15 protein-coding genes are annotated in these 19,987 nt (G+C 74.8%); 11 read left to right on the top strand and 4 right to left on the bottom strand.

Annotated features, from left to right (window positions below; all coding sequences use genetic code 11):
• The first annotated feature begins 96 nt into the window (after positions 1 to 96).
• The 3 genes from ACLWS4_RS29200 (at position 97) to ACLWS4_RS29190 (ending at position 3,297) form a co-directional block, all read left to right on the top strand.
• The gene (locus ACLWS4_RS29200; protein WP_416875693.1) at positions 97 to 648 is read left to right on the top strand and encodes a YciI family protein; all 552 of its coding nucleotides are present in this window, start codon (positions 97 to 99) and stop codon (positions 646 to 648) included.
• A gap of 120 nt (positions 649 to 768) precedes the next feature.
• Entirely contained in the window at positions 769 to 1,749 is a 981-nt protein-coding gene (locus ACLWS4_RS29195) for a GlxA family transcriptional regulator (protein ID WP_416875692.1), read from the top strand.
• 144 nt (positions 1,750 to 1,893) lie between these two features.
• Positions 1,894 to 3,297, top strand: coding sequence for a DJ-1/PfpI family protein (locus tag ACLWS4_RS29190; protein WP_416875691.1), 1,404 nt, complete (start codon positions 1,894 to 1,896; stop codon positions 3,295 to 3,297).
• A 52-nt stretch (positions 3,298 to 3,349) separates the two neighbouring features.
• On the opposite strand, the gene ACLWS4_RS29185 is transcribed toward ACLWS4_RS29190, so the two are convergent.
• Positions 3,350 to 3,781, bottom strand: coding sequence for a DUF7144 family membrane protein (locus ACLWS4_RS29185; RefSeq protein ID WP_049656746.1), 432 nt, complete (start codon positions 3,779 to 3,781; stop codon positions 3,350 to 3,352).
• A gap of 286 nt (positions 3,782 to 4,067) precedes the next feature.
• On the opposite strand from ACLWS4_RS29185, the gene ACLWS4_RS29180 reads away from it, so the two are divergent.
• From ACLWS4_RS29180 to ACLWS4_RS29170, 3 genes are read left to right on the top strand one after another with little or no spacing between them, the layout of a single operon-like run.
• Positions 4,068 to 4,742: a HEAT repeat domain-containing protein gene (locus tag ACLWS4_RS29180; protein WP_416875690.1), complete on the top strand. Its 675-nt coding sequence runs from the start codon at positions 4,068 to 4,070 to the stop codon at positions 4,740 to 4,742.
• 3 nt (positions 4,743 to 4,745) lie between these two features.
• A complete protein-coding gene (locus tag ACLWS4_RS29175) occupies positions 4,746 to 5,804 on the top strand; it encodes a HEAT repeat domain-containing protein (protein WP_416875689.1) in 1,059 nt (352 codons plus the stop codon).
• A gap of 39 nt (positions 5,805 to 5,843) precedes the next feature.
• Entirely contained in the window at positions 5,844 to 7,085 is a 1,242-nt protein-coding gene (locus tag ACLWS4_RS29170) for an MFS transporter (RefSeq protein ID WP_416875688.1), read from the top strand.
• 46 nt (positions 7,086 to 7,131) lie between these two features.
• Here the strand turns inward: ACLWS4_RS29170 and ACLWS4_RS29165 are convergent, their stop codons facing one another.
• Positions 7,132 to 7,974: a hypothetical protein gene (locus ACLWS4_RS29165; RefSeq protein WP_416875687.1), complete on the bottom strand. Its 843-nt coding sequence runs from the start codon at positions 7,972 to 7,974 to the stop codon at positions 7,132 to 7,134.
• Between the two features lie 147 nt (positions 7,975 to 8,121).
• Positions 8,122 to 8,664, bottom strand: coding sequence for a hypothetical protein (locus ACLWS4_RS29160; protein WP_380743608.1), 543 nt, complete (start codon positions 8,662 to 8,664; stop codon positions 8,122 to 8,124).
• A gap of 178 nt (positions 8,665 to 8,842) precedes the next feature.
• Here ACLWS4_RS29160 and ACLWS4_RS29155 point away from each other — a divergent pair, with 178 nt between their 5' ends.
• On the top strand, positions 8,843 to 10,888 hold the full coding sequence (locus tag ACLWS4_RS29155) for a BTAD domain-containing putative transcriptional regulator (RefSeq protein ID WP_416875686.1): 2,046 nt from the start codon (positions 8,843 to 8,845) through the stop codon (positions 10,886 to 10,888).
• Here ACLWS4_RS29155 and ACLWS4_RS29150 read toward each other — a convergent pair.
• Positions 10,885 to 11,871 carry a LuxR C-terminal-related transcriptional regulator gene (locus ACLWS4_RS29150; RefSeq protein ID WP_117486809.1) on the bottom strand — a complete coding sequence of 329 codons (987 nt, stop codon included), beginning with the start codon at positions 11,869 to 11,871 and terminating at the stop codon, positions 10,885 to 10,887. The two genes, ACLWS4_RS29155 and ACLWS4_RS29150, sit on opposite strands and share 4 nt — an antisense overlap.
• Before the next feature lie 288 nt (positions 11,872 to 12,159).
• Here ACLWS4_RS29150 and ACLWS4_RS29145 point away from each other — a divergent pair, with 288 nt between their 5' ends.
• The 4 genes from ACLWS4_RS29145 (at position 12,160) to ACLWS4_RS29130 (ending at position 19,858) form a co-directional block, all read left to right on the top strand.
• Positions 12,160 to 12,363: a hypothetical protein gene (locus ACLWS4_RS29145; RefSeq protein WP_388047195.1), complete on the top strand. Its 204-nt coding sequence runs from the start codon at positions 12,160 to 12,162 to the stop codon at positions 12,361 to 12,363.
• A 6-nt stretch (positions 12,364 to 12,369) separates the two neighbouring features.
• Positions 12,370 to 12,633 carry a hypothetical protein gene (locus ACLWS4_RS29140; protein ID WP_074005920.1) on the top strand — a complete coding sequence of 88 codons (264 nt, stop codon included), beginning with the start codon at positions 12,370 to 12,372 and terminating at the stop codon, positions 12,631 to 12,633.
• Between the two features lie 258 nt (positions 12,634 to 12,891).
• Positions 12,892 to 19,095, top strand: coding sequence for a DNRLRE domain-containing protein (locus ACLWS4_RS29135; RefSeq protein ID WP_416875685.1), 6,204 nt, complete (start codon positions 12,892 to 12,894; stop codon positions 19,093 to 19,095).
• Positions 19,096 to 19,258: 163 nt separating this feature from the next.
• Positions 19,259 to 19,858, top strand: a complete 600-nt coding sequence (locus ACLWS4_RS29130) for a hypothetical protein (RefSeq protein WP_416875684.1) — start codon at positions 19,259 to 19,261, stop codon at positions 19,856 to 19,858.
• Positions 19,859 to 19,987 lie beyond the last annotated feature (129 nt).

Genomic DNA, 19,987 nt, shown 5'->3' with positions numbered 1-19,987 from the left:
ACCGCCCTTGTGCGGCCGTCACGGAGGCATGCGGTCGGAATCCGCCGTCGACGCGGGCCCTGGACCTGGCCGCCTCCTTCAGGGGACCCTACGGGCATGGAGTTCTTCTGCTACCACCGCGACCGGCCCGGCTCCGGGACGTTGCGCCGCGAACTGCTGGAACAGCACTGGTCCTACATGGACGGGTACGCGGAGGAGTTGATCGCCCGGGGTCCGACCCTCACCGAGGACCGCGACGCCCCCACCGGCAGTGTGCACATCGTCGACCTGCCCGATGCCGCCGCGGCCCGGGCGTTCGCCTTCGCCGAGCCGGGCTACCAGGCGGGCGTCTACCGGGACGTGTTGCTGCGGCGGTGGAGCAACACGCTGGGGCGCACCATGTGGGACTTCCCCGGCGGCCGGACCGGCGGCAACCGGTACCTGGTGCTCGGCCTCGGCTCGGGGCCGGCCGTCGACCTCGCCGTGCCGGCCGACCGGGACGGGCTGATCGCCTACGGTCCGCTGCTGTCCGACGACGGCACCGCCTGGCTGGGTACGGCCGCGTTGCTCCGGGCGCCGGACCGGGATGTGGCGGGCGCCGTCCTGACCCGGGAGCGGTACGCCGACGTCGAGGTGCACGACTGGCAGTTCGGCGGGCGGCCGTCCTGACCGGCCGGTGCTGAGGCCGGTGCGCCGGGCCGGCGTCCGCCGCGTCCAGTGCCAGATCCGTCCGCCGTCCGCCCCCGGGAGACCTCGTGCGGGCGGTTCCTCGCGGCCTACCGTGGCGGGGTGAGCGAGGAGACGGACGGGTGTACCGGGCGGGTGCTGGTCCTGGTGCTGCCCGAGGTGAATCTGCTGGACCTCGGCGGTCCTGTGCAGGTGTTCGACGCCGCGGCGCAGCTCGGCGGCGGTTACCGGCTGGAGTACGTCGCCGAGGCGGACGCTCTGCGGTCCGCCCAGGGCCTGCGGCTGGCGGGGCTGGCGCCGCTGGACGCGAGCCGGGCGGCAGCCGGTGACCTGGTGCTCGTGCCGGGCCCCCGGCTGACCGGATCCGACCGGCTGGTGGCGCCCGCCGTCGTGCGCTGGGTGCGTGAGGCCTACGACGCGGGTGCCCGGGTGGCGTCCGTGTGCAGCGGTGCGGTCGTTCTGGGGGAGGCGGGGCTGCTGGACGGCAGGGCGTGCACGACCCACTGGTCGCTCACCTCGGCGATGCGCGACCGGTATCCGCGGGCCCGGGTGCGTGAGGCCGCGCTCTACGTGCACGACGGGCGGATCAGCACCAGTGCGGGCATCTCGTCGGGGATCGATCTCGCGTTGTCCCTGGTCGAGCGGGAGCGCGGCCCGGAGCTGGCCGGGCGGGTCGCGCGTGAGCTGGTGCTGTACCTGCGACGGGACGGGGACGCGGCACAGATCAGTCCGTTCCTGCGGCACCGCGACCACGTCCAGCCCGCGGTGCACCGGGTGCAGGACCATCTGGCGCAGCATCTGGACGCCGCCTTCACCCTGCGTGAACTCGCCGGCATCGCCGGGCTGTCCCCTCGCGGTCTGACGCGGGCCTTCACCGCGGCCGCCGGCCTCACCCCGTTCGCCTACCAGCGGCAACTGCGGCTTGAGCGGGCCCGTGCCCTGCTGTCCGGTACCGACCTGACGGTGGAGGCGGTCGCGCTCCGGTGCGGGTTCCGTGACGCCCGGCAGCTGCGCCGGGTGGTCGCCGACGCCTTCGGGGCCCCGCCCTCGCTGCTGCGGGCGCCACTGCGGCCGACCGCCTGACGGGCCCGGCCTCCTCGGCATAGAGCCTCTTCTGCGACCGGTTCACCCTGATCTCCTCCGATTTCCCCTTTCCCGTTTCCACGAGGGCCGACGGCACCGTGCTGCCGGAACGTGCCCGGATTGTCGAGGTATGTCTTGTTCGCGATGAGTTCCGGGCCCCGCAGGGGGCACCGGGTGCTGCGCCGTACCGGCCGGGTGCTGCTGGGCACGGGTCTGGCGGCCGCGTCCTTCGCGGGGATCGCCTTCGCGGGGGTGAGCGCGTCGATGGCGGACAGCTTCGCCGCCGCGCCCCGCGGATCCGATGCCCGGGAGTGGCCGACCGCCCGGCCGGTGCCGGAGGGCAGGGTCACCGTGGCGGTCGCGGTCAGCAACGAGGGCTCCGTGGCCACCGACGTCCTCGCGCCCTACCAGGTGTTCGCCGAGTCGCCGACGATGTCCGTCTACACGGTGGCCGCCGAACGCCGTGTCTCCCCGCTGTCCGGCGGTGCCCATCTGCTGCCCGACCACACGCTGGCCGAGGTGGCGGACGGCACTCTGCCGGAACCCGACGTGGTGGTCGTGCCCGCCGTGACCGACCCCGCCGGCGCGGGCGAGGAGCGCCTGCGCCAGTGGATCGTCGAACGCCACCGCAAGGGCGCCCGGATCCTCGGGGTGTGCGCGGGCTCCGAGCTGCTGGCCGCCTCCGGTCTGCTCGACGGCCGCGAGGCCACGTCGTTCTGGTCCAACATCGGCTCCCTGGAGCGCGGTTACCCGAAGGTCGACTGGCAGCGCGGGCGGCGCTACGTCGAGGACGGGCGGGTGACCACCACCGCGGGCGTCACCTCCGGCACCGTGGGCGCGCTGCGACTGGTCGGGGAACTGGCCGGCGAGGCGGAGTCGACCCGTATCGGCACCGGCCTGGCCTACCCCGGCTGGACTCCGGACGGGCCGACCGCGATACCGGCCAACCACCTCGCCCTCGGCGACCTCCCGTACGCCCTCAACGCCGCGTTCCCGTGGCTGCGCCCCACCACGGCCATCGGCCTGGTCGACGGCGTCGAGGAGATCGACGCGGCCGCCGCCTTCGAGGGGTACGGCGGGGTCTCCTTCGCCACCCGGACGCTGGTGATCGGCGCCGGCGACACCGTCACCACCCGCCACGGCCTGGTCCTCGTCACCCGGCCCGCGACGGGAGGCGCCCACGGCGCGGACCGCTTCGTGGTGCCCGGTGTCAGGGACGCCTCCGGCCTCGACGCTGCGCTGGGCGACTGGGCCCTGCGCAACGGGCTCGCCGCCGAACTGCCCGGCGGAGGGCGGCGGTCCGGGGAGTTCGGCTTCGATCCGGTCCTGCGGGACCTCGCCGAGCACGGCGACCGCCGGACGGCACTGACCACCGCGAAGTTCTCCGAGTACCCCTCGGCCCATCTGGAGCTGACCGGCGCGTCCTGGCCCTGGCGGTCCACTCTGCTGGCCGCGGCGGCGGTCGCCGTGAGCGTGGGGGTGGGGCTGGCACCGACGGCGGTCCGGCACACGGTTCGACGGCGGCGCCGCGCCGCACCGGGCCGCTGAGGGGGACCCGCCGGGGCCGGGGCGGCCCGTGGAGCGGCGGCCGTGCCGTCCGTCAGATCGGATCCGTCTTGATCGTTCCGACGCACAGGGCCCAGATGACGAGGGCGTCGATCGCGATCAGGACGATGGCCCACAGGGGGTAGTAGGGCAGCCAGAGGAAGTTGGCGATCATCCCCAGCCCTGCCACGACCAGACCGACGATGCGGGCCCAGGCGGCGCCGCTGAAGACCGCGACACCCGCCACGACGACGAAGACGCCGAGGATGAGGTGGATCCATCCCCAGCCCTCGGTGTTCATCGCGTACACGTAGCTGCGGGTGACGACGAGCAGGCTGTCGTGGGTGATGGCGGCGCTGCCCTGGAAGATCGCCATGAGGCCGGCGGTGATCAGCATGACCCCGGCGAAGATGGTCCACCCTGACGCGTAGGGGTACTGCTCGCGGCCCCGGGCGGTGGGGCCGACTCCGGACGTACTGCTGGCCATGACACGGTCTCCTTCGATCGCGGTCGCCTCGCGGACGGGGGACGGGGACGGGGACGGAGGGACGAGCAGCCGGGTGGAGGGGCTCCGGACGACCCGGAGCGGGGCACCCGCACCGGCAGAGCCCCACATTCACCGTAAGACCGGACCCTCCATCCCGCCGTCGGACGACCGGCCCGCCCCGACCGCCGCCCCGCCCTCACCCGGGCCGTCGCGGGCACCGCGCACGGAATCCGCTTGACCTTGACACCGTGACAAGCCCTTCACTGAGACCCAGGAGGTGGTCCTGATGACCAGGCCGGAAGAGGACAGGGACACGATGCGGGCGGCGCTCCGCGGGCTGGAGCACGACAACCCGTCGGTGCGCCTGCGGGCGGCGCTGGCCGTCGGCACGAACCCGGACGCGGGGTTCGTCCGCCCGCTCGTCGGGCGGTGCGCGGTCGAGCCCGAGTTCTCCGTGCGCGAGATGCTCACCTGGGCGCTCACCCGCCACGAGGCGGCGGTGACCGTGCCGCTGTTGCTCGGCGAGGTCCGCGCGGAGCGGGCGCAGGCCCGGAGCCAGGCCCTGCACACGCTGTCCAAGATCGGGGACCGGCGGGCGTGGCCGGCGATCACGCCGGCGCTGCTGGCCGACGCCGACGAGGAGGTGGCCCGCAGCGCCTGGCGGGCCGCGGTCGTGCTCGTACCCGAGGACGGGGTGCCCGCGCTGGCCGTAGTGTTGGCGGCTCAGCTCGGGCGCGGCGGACGCGAGACGCGGCTGAGCCTCAGCCGGGCGCTGGTCGCGCTCGGGGAGGCGGTGCTGCCGACGCTGGGCGCCGCGACGACGGACCCCGACCCCGGGGTGCGCGCGCACGCGCTCGCCACCGAGCGGCTGTGGCACGACCCGGACGCCGGGTTCGAGCTCGCCGTCGAGGAGGCGAAGCGCACGGCGGTCTTCGGCGAGGGCCGCCAGGAGGGACGGTAGGCAGTGTTGATCGGCGACGTCGCCCGGCGGTCGGGGGTCAGCGCCCGCATGCTCAGGCACTACGAGTCGCTCGGGCTGGTGCGTCCGACAGGGCGCACCGGCTCCGGTTACCGCCGGTACGCGGACGAGGACATCCGGCGGATCTTCCACATCGAGAGCCTGCGGTCGCTGGGCCTGTCGCTGCGCGACGTCGGACGGGCCCTGGACGATCCCGGCTTCGCGCCCGCGGAGCTCGTCGAGGACCTCATCCTCCGGACCCGTGAGCGCATCGCGGCGGAGACGGAGCTGCTCACCCGGCTGCGGCGGATCGACGCCGCGGAGCCCGCCGGGTGGGAGGAGGTTCTCCGGGTCGTCGCGCTGCTCCAGGCCCTGGAGTCGAAGAGCCCGGGGGCGCGCCAACGCGCCGCGCTGTCCGCGGGCGAGGACGCGGCGGTGCCGGTGGAGGCGCTGGTCGAGGCCGTGCTGGGCGAGTCGGACCCGATCGTCGCCGGGGCGCTCCGGTGGGCGCTGGCGCAGTCGGGCGGGGACGGGACGGCCCTGCTCGCGGAGGGGCTGGACTCGCCCGCGGCCGAGGTGCGCGAACGGGCCGTCCGGTGCCTCGCCGAGTTGCCGGACGGGACGGCGACCGCACTGCTGCGGGACGCCCTCGGGCACCCGGACGCCGTGGTCCGCAGGTACGCGGCCCTGGCGCTCGGGGCCCGCGGCGTGGCCGACGCGGTCCCGACGCTCATCGACATGATCGTCGGGGCGACGAACGACGCCGACGCGGCGGACGCGCTGGGCGCGCTGGCGAACGGCTCCGCTCCGGTGGACGATCCCGCTCCGGCGGACGGCGCCACGCCGGCGAGCGGCCCCGCGCTGGCGGACCGGATCGCCGCCGGGCTGGTCGACCGCCTCGCCCAGGAGGACATCGGCCCGGACGCGCGCCGGCGGCTGACCCAGGCGCTCGCGGACGTCCCGGGCGGTACGGCGTCCCGCGCCCTCGAGGCGCTCGCGCGGGACGAGGACCGTGCGGTCGCGCTGACCGCGACGTACATTCTCAAGCTGCGCGACACGCGGTAGCCGCGCGGCGGTCGGGGGCGGGTTCGAGGTGGGGGTGGCATGACAGGGGCCGGGCGGTTCCGTCGGCAGCGGCGGCTGTTCCTCTCGGTGGCGATCGACACGTTCGGCTCCGGCGTCTTCCTGCCGCTGTCGCTGCTGTTCTTCGTCACCGTCCGGCACTTCCCGGCGGCCGCCGCGGGCACCGCCGTGACGGTCGGGTCGCTCGCGTCCTTCGCCGTCGTGCCGCTCTGCGGACGGGCCGTCCAGGCGGTGGGGCCCAAGTCCTGCCTGGTCGTCAGCAACGTCCTGACCGCGCTCGGGTACGGCCTGTTCTTCGCGGCCGGGAACCTGGTCACCGTGGCGGCCGCCACCTTCCTCGTGACGGCCTCCGACCGCCTCTACGGCGCCGCCTGGCCCACCCTGGTCGCGCGGTTCGCGAAGCCGGAGGAGCTCACCGAGTGGTTCTCCGCGGTCACCGTGCTCAAGACGACCTCCCTGGGCGTCGGCACCCTGGGGGCGACCGCCCTGATGGCGCTCGCCGGCGGGCACGGCCTGGAGGTCGCGCTCGCCCTGAACAGCGCGAGCTCCCTCCTCGCGGCCGCCCTCCTGCTGGGGGTGACCGTGCCGGCCGCCGAGCGGCCCGGGCTCCGGGCGGCGAGGTCGAACACCCGGGCGGCGCTCGGCGACCGGCCGTTCCTGTCCCTGGTCGCGTCCCAGACGCTGCTCTCGGCGGCCTGGCTGATCCCGACCGTCGCCTTCCCCCTCTACCTGGTGGAGGGCCTCCACCAGGCCGCCTACTGGCCGACTGTCGTGGTCGCCGTGCGCTACGCCACCGCCACCACCCTGCAGATGCGGATCAGCCGGCTGCTGTCCGGCTGGAGCCGCTCGCGGGTCCTGGGCCTGTCGATCGGCGCGGCGGCCGGCGCCATCGCCCTCACCGCGACGGTCTCCACCGCCCCGCACGCCCTCCAGGGCCCGCTCGCCGTCCTCGTGGCGGTGGTGCTGGCGCTGGCCGAACTGGCCTCGAAGCCCACCGCGGCCGCGACGGCGGTCGCCATGGCGCCCAAGGGCGACGAGGGACCGTACATGTCCCTGTTCCAGCTGACCTGGACGGTGTCCTACGCGGTCGGACCGGCGGTCATCGGCCTGGGCCTGCAGAACCCCCCGCTGCTCTGGACCGCGCTGGCCCTCTGCGTGGCGGCCAGCGCCCTGGCCCACCGCCTCCGCACGCCCTGGCGACCGCGGCCGCAACCGCATGGGCCCTCGGTCCGTGGGCTGCGGGAGGAGGCCGAGGCCCCGTAGCCGACGCCCCGAACGCCCCGGACGCCCCGGGCGCGCGGGCCGGGCGTCAGTGGCGTACCGGCGGCTGCTCGGCGGCGCCGTAGGCGCGCAGCTGGTACGGGAGCGCGGACGGGCGGCACCACTGGAGGTCGAGGCCGCAGGCGCCGAGGACGGCGCCGAAGGCGTGCCGCATCGCGTCCTGGACGGCGGTGCGGGCCCGTGCGGCCCGCTCGGCCGCGGGGGTGTCGCCGCCGGCGGCCGCGGACAGGCGGCGGGAGGGGTTCCAGCGGAGGTCGGCGACGCCGGTGGTGTCGTCGCCGTCGTCGACGGGCCGGCACGGGGCGAGGGTGATGCCGGGCGCGTGCAGGTGGTCGGCGACCGGCAGTCCGGCCAGTGCGGCGGTGCGGCGCACCGCGTCGACGACGTGCGCGCCGATGCCGAGGTCCTGCGGGCGGGACCCGGCCGGAGCGGCGGTGTCCCGGCCGGCGTCCTGTCCGGTGGCCGGGGCGGGGCCGCTGGTACGGCCGACCCTGGTCTCCCCGTCGAGCCGGCCGGCCTCGACCTCGATGCCGAAGGCCGGCAGGAACTCCGCCAGGGCGTTCTGCATGCTGCTGGTGACGACCCGGCCGGCGGCGGAGGCCGGCTGCTGGAACTCCTCCATGGCCGCCGCGGCGGCCAGCCGGGGGCCGGGCTCCCAGTGCAGGGCGATCAGGCCGGCGCAGTCGTCGGAGTCGTCGAACGGCCGGGCCGGGCGCAGCTGGACGCCGGGGCCGTGTCCGCCGTACCCGACGGGCAGGCCGGCCAGGAGGAGCGCCTCGGTGACGCGGTCGGCGAGCAGCGGGTCGATCCGGGGCCCGCCCCGGGAGGTGCGTTCCGCAGCCGTGTCCTGCCGTGCGGCAGCCGTGTTCACGCCGTCCTCCTCCGGGTCCCGGGCGGCGGCCGACCGCCTGCGCCCCGAGCGTACGGCGTACCCGGACGGACCGTCGGCGAATCCCGGAACCCGGCCACCGCGGCGCGCCCGCCGGAAGGGCGGGCGCGTCGGCGGTGTGCCGTCCGGTCAGTTCCAGGGGTTGGCCGGCTGGTCGTTGATGGCCGTCCAGAAACGGGTGTTGCTGGGGATGTTGCCGTAGGCCCAGAAGGTCCAGCCGCCGGTCTGCGACAGGTCGGTGCCGTAGTGGCCGTCGTGGAACTCGGCCTCGCGCCAGCCGGCGCCGAAACCGGCCTGGCAGACGCTGTCGGCCGCGGCCCGGCTGTTCAGGCGGGAGCCCTTGACCGGCTGGCTGAGGGCGACGGTGCCCTGCGCCCAGCCGTTGTAGAAGCCGAGGCTGATCCCGGACGGGGCCGGGCTGCCGTCGACGTTGAGGCAGAGCACGGGCAGCGAGACGGACGGCGCGGTGTCGCCGTTGTAGGCGTTGCTCGGGCTGCCGCCGGGGCCGCCGACCTGGACGGTGCCGTCGGGGCCGTTGGAGACGACGGACCAGGTCATCCCGAGGTGGGTGGCCGGCCCAGTGGTGGCGGAGGCCGGGGCGGCGGTGAGCGGGATCAGGGCGGCGGCGGCGACGGCGGTCGCGGTGGCGACGGCCTTCTTCAGACGGTTCATCGACTGCTCCTGGGTTCGGGGTTCTCACTGGGCGACCGGCTCGTTTCGGCCGGTGCACAAGAAACTTCTCAACCGAACGCACACAACTGGCATGATCTGATCATCAGTTCGTCACGACTCGCGCCCGTCCTCCACGGCGGCCGGTCCGGTCCGGCCCCGCGGGCCCCAGGGAGGGACGTTGGAGTTCAGGATCCTCGGCTCGCTGGAGGTGTGGACCGGCGACGGCCGACGCATCCCCTCCGAAGGCTCCCGGCAGGAGCGGCTGCTCGCCGCCCTGCTGCTCAACGCGGACTCCTCCGTACCGGTCGCCCGCCTGGTGGACACCGTCTGGGACGAGCGGCCGCCGGCCACCGCCACCCGCCAGGTCCGCAACCTCGCCGGGGTACTGCGGCGCCGCTTCGCCGAGGCCGACCCGGACGCGCCGCCCGTCCTGCTCACCGACGGCCGCGGCTACCGCATCACGCTCACCGGCCACCGCCTGGACGCCCGCGACTTCACCGACCGGCTCGCCCTCGCCCGCGCCGAGGCCGCCGCCGGACGGACCCCGGAGGCCGTCGACGGGCTCCGCTCCGCACTCGCCCTGTGGCGCGGACCGGCCCTCGACGGACTCGCCGTGGACGCGGACGCCCCGGGCGCCGTCGCCCTGGACGAACTGCGGCTGACCGCCTGGGAGGAGTGCCTCGACCTGGAACTCGCACTCGGCCGGCACCGAACGGCCGTCCCCGAACTCACCGCGCTGGTCGCCGACCACCCGCTGCGGGAACGGTTCACCGGACAGCTGATGCGCGCCCTGCACGGCTCCGGACGCACCCCCGAGGGGCTCGCCGCCTACCGCCGGTTCGCGGAACGGCTGGCCGACGAGCTCGGGCTCGACCCCGGGCCCGAGCTGCGGGCGCTGCACCTGGAGCTGCTGGCCACCGAACCGGTGCCCGCCGCCACGGCCCGGGCCGAGGAACCACCCGCGCCGGCGCCACCCGCGCCGGCGCAGGTGCAGGCGCCGCCCGCCCAACTCCCGCCCGCCCTGGCCACCTTCGTCGGACGCGACACCGAACTGCGGGCCCTGGACGCGCTGCTCACCGACCCGGCGGACCAGCAGGCCGGGCCGGCCGCCGCGTGCGCGGTCTGCGCCGTCTCCGGACCGGCCGGGGTCGGCAAGACCACCCTCGCCGTCGACTGGGCCCACCGGGTCCGCGACCGCTTCCCGGACGGCCAGCTCTACGCCGACCTGCACGGCTACTCCGTCGACGCGCCGCTCGCCCCGCGCACCGTCCTGGCCCGCTTCCTGCGCGCCCTCGGCGTGCCCGGCGACCGGATCCCCGCGGCGGCGGACGAGGCGGCCGCGCTCTACCGCTCCCGGCTGGCCGACCGGCGGCTGCTCGTGATCCTCGACAACGCCCGCGACGCCGAGCAGGTCCGCCCGCTGCTGCCCGGCGCCCCGGGCTGCCGCACGGTGGTCACCAGCCGCACCCGGCTCGACGGACTGACCGTCCGCAACGGCGCCCGGCCGCTGGTGCTCGACGTCCTGCCCGCCCACCAGGCCCTCGAACTGCTGGCCCGCATGGTCGGCGAGCACCGCACCCGCGCCGAGCCGCGCGCCGCCGCCGAACTCGCCGACGCCTGCGGCCGACTGCCCCTCGCCCTGGCCGTCACCGCCAGCCGCCTGGCCGCCAGCCCGGACCGCAGCCTCACCGACCACGCCGCCGAACTCCTCGACACGGAGCACCGGTTGAGCGCCCTCCAGATCGAGGGCGACGACACCTCGGCGGTCCGCGCCGCCTTCGACCTCTCCTACCGCTCACTGCCCGGCGAGGCCCGCGACCTGCTCCGGCTGCTCGCCCTCGTCCCGGCCGTCGGCATCGGCGCCGACGCGGCCGCCGCCCTGGCCGGCGCCCCGCCCGCCGCCGTCCGACCCGTCCTCGACCGGCTGGCCGCCGCCCACCTGCTCACCCCCGAGGACCGCGACCACTACCGGCTCAACGACCTCCTGCGCCTCTACGCCGCCGAACGCTGCTCCGTGGAGACCAGCGCCGCCGAACGCCGCGCCGCCCTGGTCCGCCTCGGCTCCTGGTACCTCCACCGCGGCCACTCCCCCGCCTTCCTCCCCACCCACCCCGCCGCCGACCACCCGGCCCGCCTGTACGGCCTCCACCTCGACGAATGGGTCGAGGTGGACCGCCTGGCCGCCGCGGCCGCCGCAGCAGCCGACCCCCCGCCGGGCGGCTAGAGCCAGCCGCGGCGGGCGGTCTTGAGGCCGGCTTCGAAGCGGCTGGCCGCGTCGAGGCGTTCCATCAGGACGGCCATCTGGCGGCGGACGGTGCGTACCGAGACGCCGAGCCGTTTGGCCGCCGCGTCGTCCGTGAGGCCGGTGGACAGCAGGCGCAGGAGTTCGCGCTCGCCGGTGGTCAGGGTCAGCGGCGGCGCGCCGTCGGGGTCGTCGGTGATCGGGACGGCGGTCTCCCAGGTCTGTTCGAACAGGGCGACCAGGGAGGCGACGATGCCCGGCTCCCGGGTGCACAGGGCGCCGGCCCGGGTGTTCTCCGGGTCGATCGGCAGCACGGCGGTGCTGCGGTCGAAGACCAGCATCCGCGGCGGCAGCACCGGTGCGGTGCGCACCTCGCCGCCGAGGCCGGACATCCAGCGGGCGTAGTCGAGGGTCTCCGGGGCGTCGTGGATGCTCTCCTGGTAGATGGTGCGCAGGCTGACGCCGCGTCGCAGGGCGTCCTCGTCGAGCGGCCGGGAGGCGGCCAGGCTGGCCGCGGACTGGGCGCCGCCGGGCATCACCGCCAGGACCTCGGTGGTCAGCCGGGCGGTCAGCACCTCCAGCTTGTCCTGGATGGCGTCGAGGCCGAGCAGCCGTTCGTGGTCGCCCACCGGGGTATCGGTCCGCACCTTGGCGTACTCCCCCAGGGCGCGCGCGACGGCGGCCTTGGAGGCGGCCAACTCCTGCTGTCGACGGGCGAGTTCCTCCTCCTGGCGGCGCAGCAGGATCTCCAGTCCGCGCTCCGGGCTGACCGGCCGCAGGGTGCCGGGCCGTTCGCGGGAGGTCCGCAGCAGGGTGAGGTCGGCGAGCCGGTCGAGGGCCGCGCGCACGGCGGCCTCGGGGAGGCCGAGCCGGTCGCAGAGTTCCGCGACCCCGCCTTCCGGGTCGGCGAGCATTCCTCGGTAGACGGCTTCCGCGGTGGCGTCCAACCCCAGCAGTTCCAGCACTTCTCGACCCCTGATCCCCGTGGACGATTCCGTATGCCCGGTCGGCCCGGGCCGATCTTTCCCCCGGCCGGAACCCCTCGCAAGGGCATGATCCGGTCAACGGCCCCCGCCGCCGCCGCCCTTCGCGGTTCTGCAGCATGCTGCCTGTCCTGTTCCTGCCCGCCGAATTCCCTTCCCGTGGCGGCCCGCGGAACGGGAGGATTCGCCGTGCGCGCATTCCCCGAATTCCCGGACACCCAGAACTGCGTTATCCCCCAACGAAGTTCCCGCACAGAACAGGAATCCGCCGTGGCCGTCCGTCCACTCGCCGCCGTCCTCCTGACCCTCGCCCTCGCCGGCTCCGCCGCGCCGGCCTTCGCCGCCGGTACGACCGCCACCGACGCCCCGTCCGCCGCCCAGGGCCCGGGTGGCGGGATCGGCTGGGACAACCCCTCCGCCCGGTCGATCGGCTGGGACGCCCCGCCCGCCGACGACGCCGTCACGCAGGCCTGACCTGCGGTGTTCGCAGTCCAGCTGACCGTGCCGGCCGGTGCCGCCGCCCCCTCGGGAGAGGCGGCGGCCGCGGAGGCCCAGGCCGCGCTGTGGGCGTGCGCCGCCCCGGACGACGGCCTGGAGCACGTGCGCGCCCGCGCCGTGCCCGAGGGTGTCGGCCTGGTGCTCTACGTCCGCGCCGCCGACGAGGCGGCGGCCCGGTCGAGGGCGCGGAACCTGCTGGCCAGGGCCCTGCCGGCGGCCGTCCGGCTCCCGTCGGGACGCCGCTGAAGAACGCGCCGGGACGCGCTGGAACGCACCGGGCCCCGCTGCGGCCCGCGCCGTACCCGAGGGCGTCGGCCACCCGCCGTCGCGCCCGGGCGCTTTCCGGCCTTCCAGGCAGCTTTCGACCGGTTCCTCCCGCCCGGGAGATTGGCCGGTTCTTTGCTGTCGCTTTACCCCGTCATGGCTGACGCACCATCAGCACGTCGGCCGTCCCCCCGTTTTCCGACCACCTTTCCTTCCCGTACGGACCAGTCGAGGAGTTCCATGTCACGCCCCACGGGCGGATCACCGCGGCAGCGGGCCGAAGCCGGCTCGCCGCCCCCCTCCGCACCGCGCCGCGGCAACGGCGTACTGCGCCACACCGCCGTCGCCCTGGCGGTGGTGCTCTCGGTCGAGGCCGCCGCCGTCATCATGACGACCGGTCAGGCCGTCGCCGTCACCACGGAGCAGTCCCCGAAGCCCGCCAAGGCCCTGGGCCCGGCCGAGGCCAAGGACATCGCGACCGCCCACCTCAAGGCCCGGTTGGAGAACCGCCGGATCGAGGTGGTGGACGAGCGCACCGAGTCGACCACCAGCTGGATCAACCCGGACGGCACCACCACGCTGGACCTCGCCTCCGGCCCGGTCCGCTACAAGGACAAGGCCGGCAGGCTCCAGCCGATCGACGTCGACCTGGCGCGGCAGTCGGACGGCAGCGTCAAGGCCAAGGGGCACCCGCTCAACCTCTCGCTGGCCGGCGCCACCCCGCCCGCCGCCGCGTCGGCGTTCAAGGCCGCCGGTGCCCCGGCCGGCGCCCAGCAGGCCCCGGCCACGCCGCTGGTCTCGCTGGACAACGGCAGCGGCACCGCGATGTCGCTCTCCTGGCGCGGCGCCCTGCCCGCTCCCACCGTGGACGGCGCCAGGGCCCGGTACGCGGACGCGCTCACCGCCACCGACCTGGTCATCGAGTCCACCCGGACCGGCTTCGAGCAGTTCCTGGAGCTCAAGGACCGCTCGGCGGTGGCCGCCAACGGCAGCGTGACGCTCACCCTGGACGCGGCCGGCCTCCAGGCCCGGCAGAACCCGGACGACTCGGTCTCCTTCCTCGACCCGAAGACCGGCGAGGAGAAGGGCCAGCTGCCCGCCCCGGTGATGTGGGACGCGCAGGTCGACGAGCGCAGCGGCGACCACACCCGCACCGCTCCGGTCGCGCTGAAGGTCGTCCAGAACGGGAACGCGATCGACCTGACGCTGACCCCGGACGCCGCCTTCCTGAACGACCCGAAGACGAAGTACCCGGTGACCGTCGACCCGGCGGTCAACATCGGCGTCGGCTTCGACACCTTCGTCCAGCAGGGCTACGCCACCGACGTCTCCTCGCAGACCGAGCTGAAGCTGGGCAACAACGGCTCCGGCCAGGTGGCGCGTTCGTTCCTGCAGTTCCCGATGGCGAAGATCAGCGGGAAGCAGATCACCGGCGGCAAGCTCAACCTGTGGAACTTCCACAGCTGGTCCTGCACCGCGAAGAGCTGGGAGGTCTGGGACACCGGCACGGCCACCACGGCCACCCGCTGGACGGCCCAGCCCGGCTGGAACAAGAAGTGGGCGACGTCCACCGCGACCAAGGGCTACTCCAGCTCCTGCAACGACGGCTGGGTGAACCAGGACATCACCGCGCTGGTCAAGGCCTGGGCCGCCAACGGCAACACCAACAACACCCTGGGCATCCGGGCCACCGACGAGTCCGACCCGTACGGCTGGAAGAAGTTCAACTCCGGCAACGCGACGTCCAACACGCCGTACCTGTCGGTCACGTACAACACCCCGCCGGGTGTCTCCACGCTGGTCTCCCCGGCCGACGCCGCGCTGACCAACGACGCCACGCCGACGCTGTCCGCCAAGGCGACCGACCCCGACGGCGGCAACATCGCCCTGGACTTCGAGGTCTGGGCGTCCAACGGCACGGCCGCGCTGCAGTCCGGGCGCACCGCCATGGCGGCCTCCGGCTCGACGTTCACCTGGGCCCCGGGCACCAAGCTGGCGCCGGGCGCCTACAAGTGGCGCTCGCGCTCCTGGGACGGCACCGCCAACAGCGCCTGGTCGGGCTTCCGCTCCTTCACCGTGGACACCACGGCGCCGGGCGCGACCACCGTCTCCTCCGGGGACTTCCCGGCCGGCCAGTGGGCGGGCACCCCGGACGCCAACGGCAGCTACAGCGGCACCTTCACCTTCACCCCGCCGACCAGCGACGTGAAGGACATCCAGTACCGGCTGGACGGCGGGGCCTGGGTCACCGCGGCCACCACCGGCACCCCGGTCAGCGCCAAGCTCACCTTCAAGGCGGGCTCCCACACCGTCACCGCGCACACCCGGGACGCCGCGGGCAACGTCTCCGCCGACAGGACGTACGCCTTCTACGCCGGCAAGGGCTCCGCCCTGGTCGCGCCGGGCGCGGGTGAGCGCCCGGCCCGCCGCACCTCGCTGCAGGCCGAGGGCAACAGCACCTACACCGGGGTGCGCTACCAGTACCGGCGCGGTGAGACGGACGCCTGGAAGGACGTCCCGGTCGCCAACGTCGCCACCACCGACGGCAAGCCGGTGACGGCCTGGCCGTTCACCGCCCCCGGCGGCAAGCCGGCCGCGCTGACCTGGAACATCACCGACACCCTGGCCGAGAACGGCCCGGTCGACGTCCGCGCGGTGTTCACCGACGGCACCGCCACCGACGCCACCGAGCCGAACACCGTCACGGTGGACCGCAACGCGGGCACCGCGCCGGAGACCAAGGTCGGCCCGGGCGAGGTGAACACCCTCACCGGTGACCTCACCCTCACCGAGAGCGACGCCGAGGCCTTCGGCCTGCACGCCGAGCGCTCCTTCTCCTCCCGCCGGCCCGCCAACGGCTCGGCCCAGGAGGGCCAGGCGGCGATCTTCGGCCCGCAGTGGAGCTCCGGCACCACCGCCGAACTCACCGACGCCGCCTACTCCTACGTCCGCCAGACCTCGGCGACCTCCCTCTCGGTGGTCTCCGCGGACGGCTCCGAGACCGGCTTCACCGCCACCGGCGCCGGCGGCTGGAAGCCCGAGCCCGGCGCCGAGAACCTCACCCTGACCGGTGCGCTCACCGGCTCCTTCACCCTGAAGGACACCGACGGCACCACCGTCACCTTCGCCAAGGTCGACCCGGCCGCCACCACCTGGCAGGCCTCCGGCTCCTCGCTGCCCAGCGACAACTCCACCACCTCGGTGGTCTCGGAGAAGGTCGTCTCCGGCGGCAAGACCCTGGCCCGCCCGAAGTACGTGGTCGCGCCGTCCTCGGCGACCGCCTCCGCCGACTGCGCCGCCGTGCCGTCCACGGCCGGCTGCCGGGTGCTGGAGTACGTCTACGCCGACACCACCACCGCCACCGCGTCCGCCCTGGGCGACACGGCCGGCCAGGTGAAGCAGATCCGCCTGTGGTCCACCGACCCCGGCGCCGCCACCGCCACCCCCGTCGCCGTCGCGCAGTACGCGTACGACGCCCAGGGCCGGCTGCGCGAGGTCTGGGACCCGCGGATCAGCCCCGCGCTGAAGACCGCGTACGGCTACGACGCGGCCGGCCGGGTCACCACCGTGACCGAGCCCGGCGAGCTGCCGTGGACCCTGGAGTACGGCAAGGCCGGCAACGCCGCCACCGCCGGCGACGGCATGCTGCTCGCCGCCTCCCGGCCCACCCTCAAGCAGGGCAGCAAGGACGTCACCGACGGCACCGCGACCACCTCGGTCGTCTACGACGTCCCGCTGAGCGGCGCCAACGCGCCGTACCCGCTGGCGCCGTCCGACGTCGCGGCCTGGGGCCAGAGCGACGCCCCGACCGACGCCACCGCCGTCCTGCCGCCCGACGCCGTCCCGGCCACCCACGACGGCAAGGCGCTCGGCACCGCCGGCTACAACCGCGCCTCGGTGACGTACACCAACGCCTCCGGCCGCGAGGTCAACACCGCCACCCCCGGCGGCGGCATCACCACCACCGAGTACAACGCCTACGGCAGCCCGGTGCGGACCCTCTCCGCGGAGAACCGCGTCCTCGCCCTGGCCACCACCGGCAACGACCTGAACAAGCTGCGCGCCCTCGGCATCGCCGGCCGCTCGACGGCCGACCGCGCCCAGGTGCTCTCCTCGACCTCGGTCCACTCGGCCGACGGCAAGCGCCTGCTGGAGCAGTACGACCCGCTGCAGCTGGTCACCCTGGAGCACGGCGTGGCCGCCTCCGGCAGCTCCCCGGCGCTCGCCGCCGGCGACGAGGTCCCGGCCCGCGCCCACACCGTCAACGGCTACGACGAGGGCCGCCCGGCGAACGCCGCGGTCAGCGACATGACCACCTCGGTGACGGTCGGCGCCCGGATCGACGGCTACGCCGCCGACGCCGACACCCGCACCACCGCCACCGGCTACGACTGGGCCCAGGGCCTGCCCACCTCGGCCGTCCAGGACCCGGCCGGCCTGAAGATCACCACCAGCACCGGCTACGACGCCAGCGGCCGGGTGACCTCGCAGAGCCGCCCGAACTCCACCGGCTCCGACGCGGCCACCACCGTCACCACGTACTACACCGGCACCGGGACCGGCGCCTGCGCCGGCCACCCCGAGTGGGCCGACCTGGTCTGCTCGATCGCCCCGGCCGCGCAGATCGCCGGCGGCGGCGCCAACCCGCCGCAGCTGCCGACGAAGACCTTCCAGTACGACCGCTGGGGCAACGTCACGGTCCAGACCGAGACCGCCAACGGCGTCACCCGCACCACCACCCGCGGCTACGACGCGGCCGGGCGCGCGGTGAAGACCTCGATCAGCGGCGGCACCGGCACCGCGGTCGCCGACACGGTGTTCGGCTACGACCCCGCCAACGGCGAGCTGGCCACCACCAGCAACGGCAAGGCCACCGTCACCCAGGGCTATGACCGGCTCGGCCGCCAGGTCTCCTACGACGACGGCGCCGGCAACGTCACCACCACCGAGTACGACAAGCTCGACCGCCCGGTGAAGAAGTCCGACTCGGTGCCGTCCACCGTGACCTACGGCTACGACACCGCCAAGGACCCGCGCGGCCTGCCCACCTCCCTGACCGACTCGGTGGCCGGCACCTTCACCGCCTCCTACGACGTCGAGGGCCGGCTGGTCTCCCAGACCATGCCCGGCGGCAACACCCTGACCAGCAGCTACGACAGCCAGGGCGTCCAGACCGGCAAGACCTACACCAACCAGGCGGGCACCGTCCTGCTGGCCGACACCGCCGACTTCACCGTCCACGGACAGCAGGCCGGCCGTACCCAGAGCGACGGCAACAGCACCACCAGCGGCTACACCTACGACGCCACCGGCCGCCTCACCAAGGCCGCCGACAGCACCGGCCTGGCCTGCTCCACCCGGACCTACGCGTTCGACAGGAGCAGCAACCGGACCAACCGCACCAGCGTCACCGACGACTGCGACCCGGCCACCGCCGACACCGTCACCCAGGCCGAGACCCACGGCTACGACACCGCCGACCGCCTCACCGACGCCGGCTACGTGTACGACGCCTTCGGCCGCACCACCGCCCTGCCCAAGGGCACCCAGGTCGGCTACCACACCAACGACCTGGTCCGCACCGAGACCCTCGGCGACACCCGCAAGACCTGGGACCTGGACGCCGCCGGCCGCCTGGCGCTCTCCACCACGGAGACCAAGGGCACCGACGGCACCTGGACCGTCACCGCGCAGGACACCAGGCACTTCGACGGCGGCAACGACAGCCCGACCTGGTCCAAGGACGCGGCCGGCAAGCTGACCCGCAACGTCCTGGACCTGACCGGCCGGCTCACGGCCGCCACCGGCACCGACGGCGGCGCGGTCCTGCTGCTGACCAACCTGCACGGCGACGTGTCCGTCCAGATGTCCCCCGACGGCACCGAGGACCTCGCGGTCTACCACTACGACGAGTACGGCAACGTCGTCGACGCCACCGGCTCGGCCGCGTACGGCTGGCTCGGCGGGGCGCAGCGCGAGGCCGACAGCGTCTCCGGCCTCACCCTGATGGGCGTGCGCCTGTACGACCCGACCACCGGCCGATTCCTGCAGACCGACCCGGTCCTGGAGGGCTCGCCGAACGCCTACGGCTACCCGGTCGACCCGATCACCATGGACGACCTGACGGGCATGTCCTGGAAGAAGAAGTGGGTCGCCAACTTCAGCCGGGCCGAGGGCAACACCATCGGCGGTCTGCTGGTCGTCTCCAGCAAGATCTCCAAGGGCATCTCCGGGATCCTGAAGAAGCTCCCGCACATCGCCGCCCGGGCCGCCGGCTGGGTCCTGTGGGCGCTGTCCTACCTGATGAAGAGCATCGGCAAGAAGTTCCTCAAGGCCGCCAACAAGCGGGGCAGCCACGGGGTCCGGTTCACCTTCGGCATCTGGCACTCCAGCCACTGGTACGTGCCGGACTACCCGACCTACCGGGTGGACCCGCGCTACTGAGAGGGAGGACGGCACCACGCTGACGCTCCACTGACGCAAGGCAGGATGCACGACAGGTGAGGCCGGGCCCGGGGGTGCTCCCCCGGGCCCGGCCGCTTGCGCGCGCCGATGATCATCCCGGCGTAGGCTCTCGGCTGATCACAGGGGCACAGGAGAGGGAGACATGGGCCAGAAGATCATCCGGTTCTCGGACCTGACCGGCAAGCACGCGGAGAGCGACGCGGACCTGGTGCGGGTGGTGGTGCTCCGGCACCCCGACCTGACGGACGGTCCGGTCGAGATCGACGCGCTGGCCGGGGAGTTGGGCGGCGTGCGGGAGCTGGCGCTCGACCTGGTCACCGTCGAGCTGCACCACCCGGACCGGGCGGAGCCGCAGACGGTGGTGATGGAGGCGGCGACCTTCGACCGGCTGGCCTCGGCCGCGCCGATGGCCGAGGTGCTGCGCGGCGCCCGCCCGGCCGCCCGGACGGCCGCGCGCGAGACGGCGCCCACCCCCGTGCGGGAGGCCGCGCCCACCACCGTGCGCGGGGCGGCGCCCGCCGGCCGGGAGCGGGTCGACCACGCCGGCCTGGAGCACGCCGGACGGCCGCACCAGGGCCGCACCGCCGAGGCGGAGAAGCAGGTCGTCCGGGAGCTCCTGGAGGAGATCAACGAGCGGCTCGCCGCCGAGGGCGTGCGCACGATCGACCCGGCGAACGTCGAGCACGTCACCCAGTACCGGCTGGACACCCTGGCCCGGGAGACCGGTGTGATGTTCGGCTGAGCCACCCGGGTCGCGCCGCCCGGCGCTCCGGTTGCGCCGCCCGCCGGGGGGAGCTCGGCGGGGGCGGCCCGGCCCGTCGGCCGCAAAGCCCCCACGGAACGCCGTACCGCCCCGGAACGCCGTACCGCC

Source organism: Kitasatospora sp. SC0581, assembly GCF_048159585.1.
GTDB lineage: Bacteria > Actinomycetota > Actinomycetes > Streptomycetales > Streptomycetaceae > Kitasatospora.
This window is presented reverse-complemented; position numbering and strand designations above follow the sequence as displayed.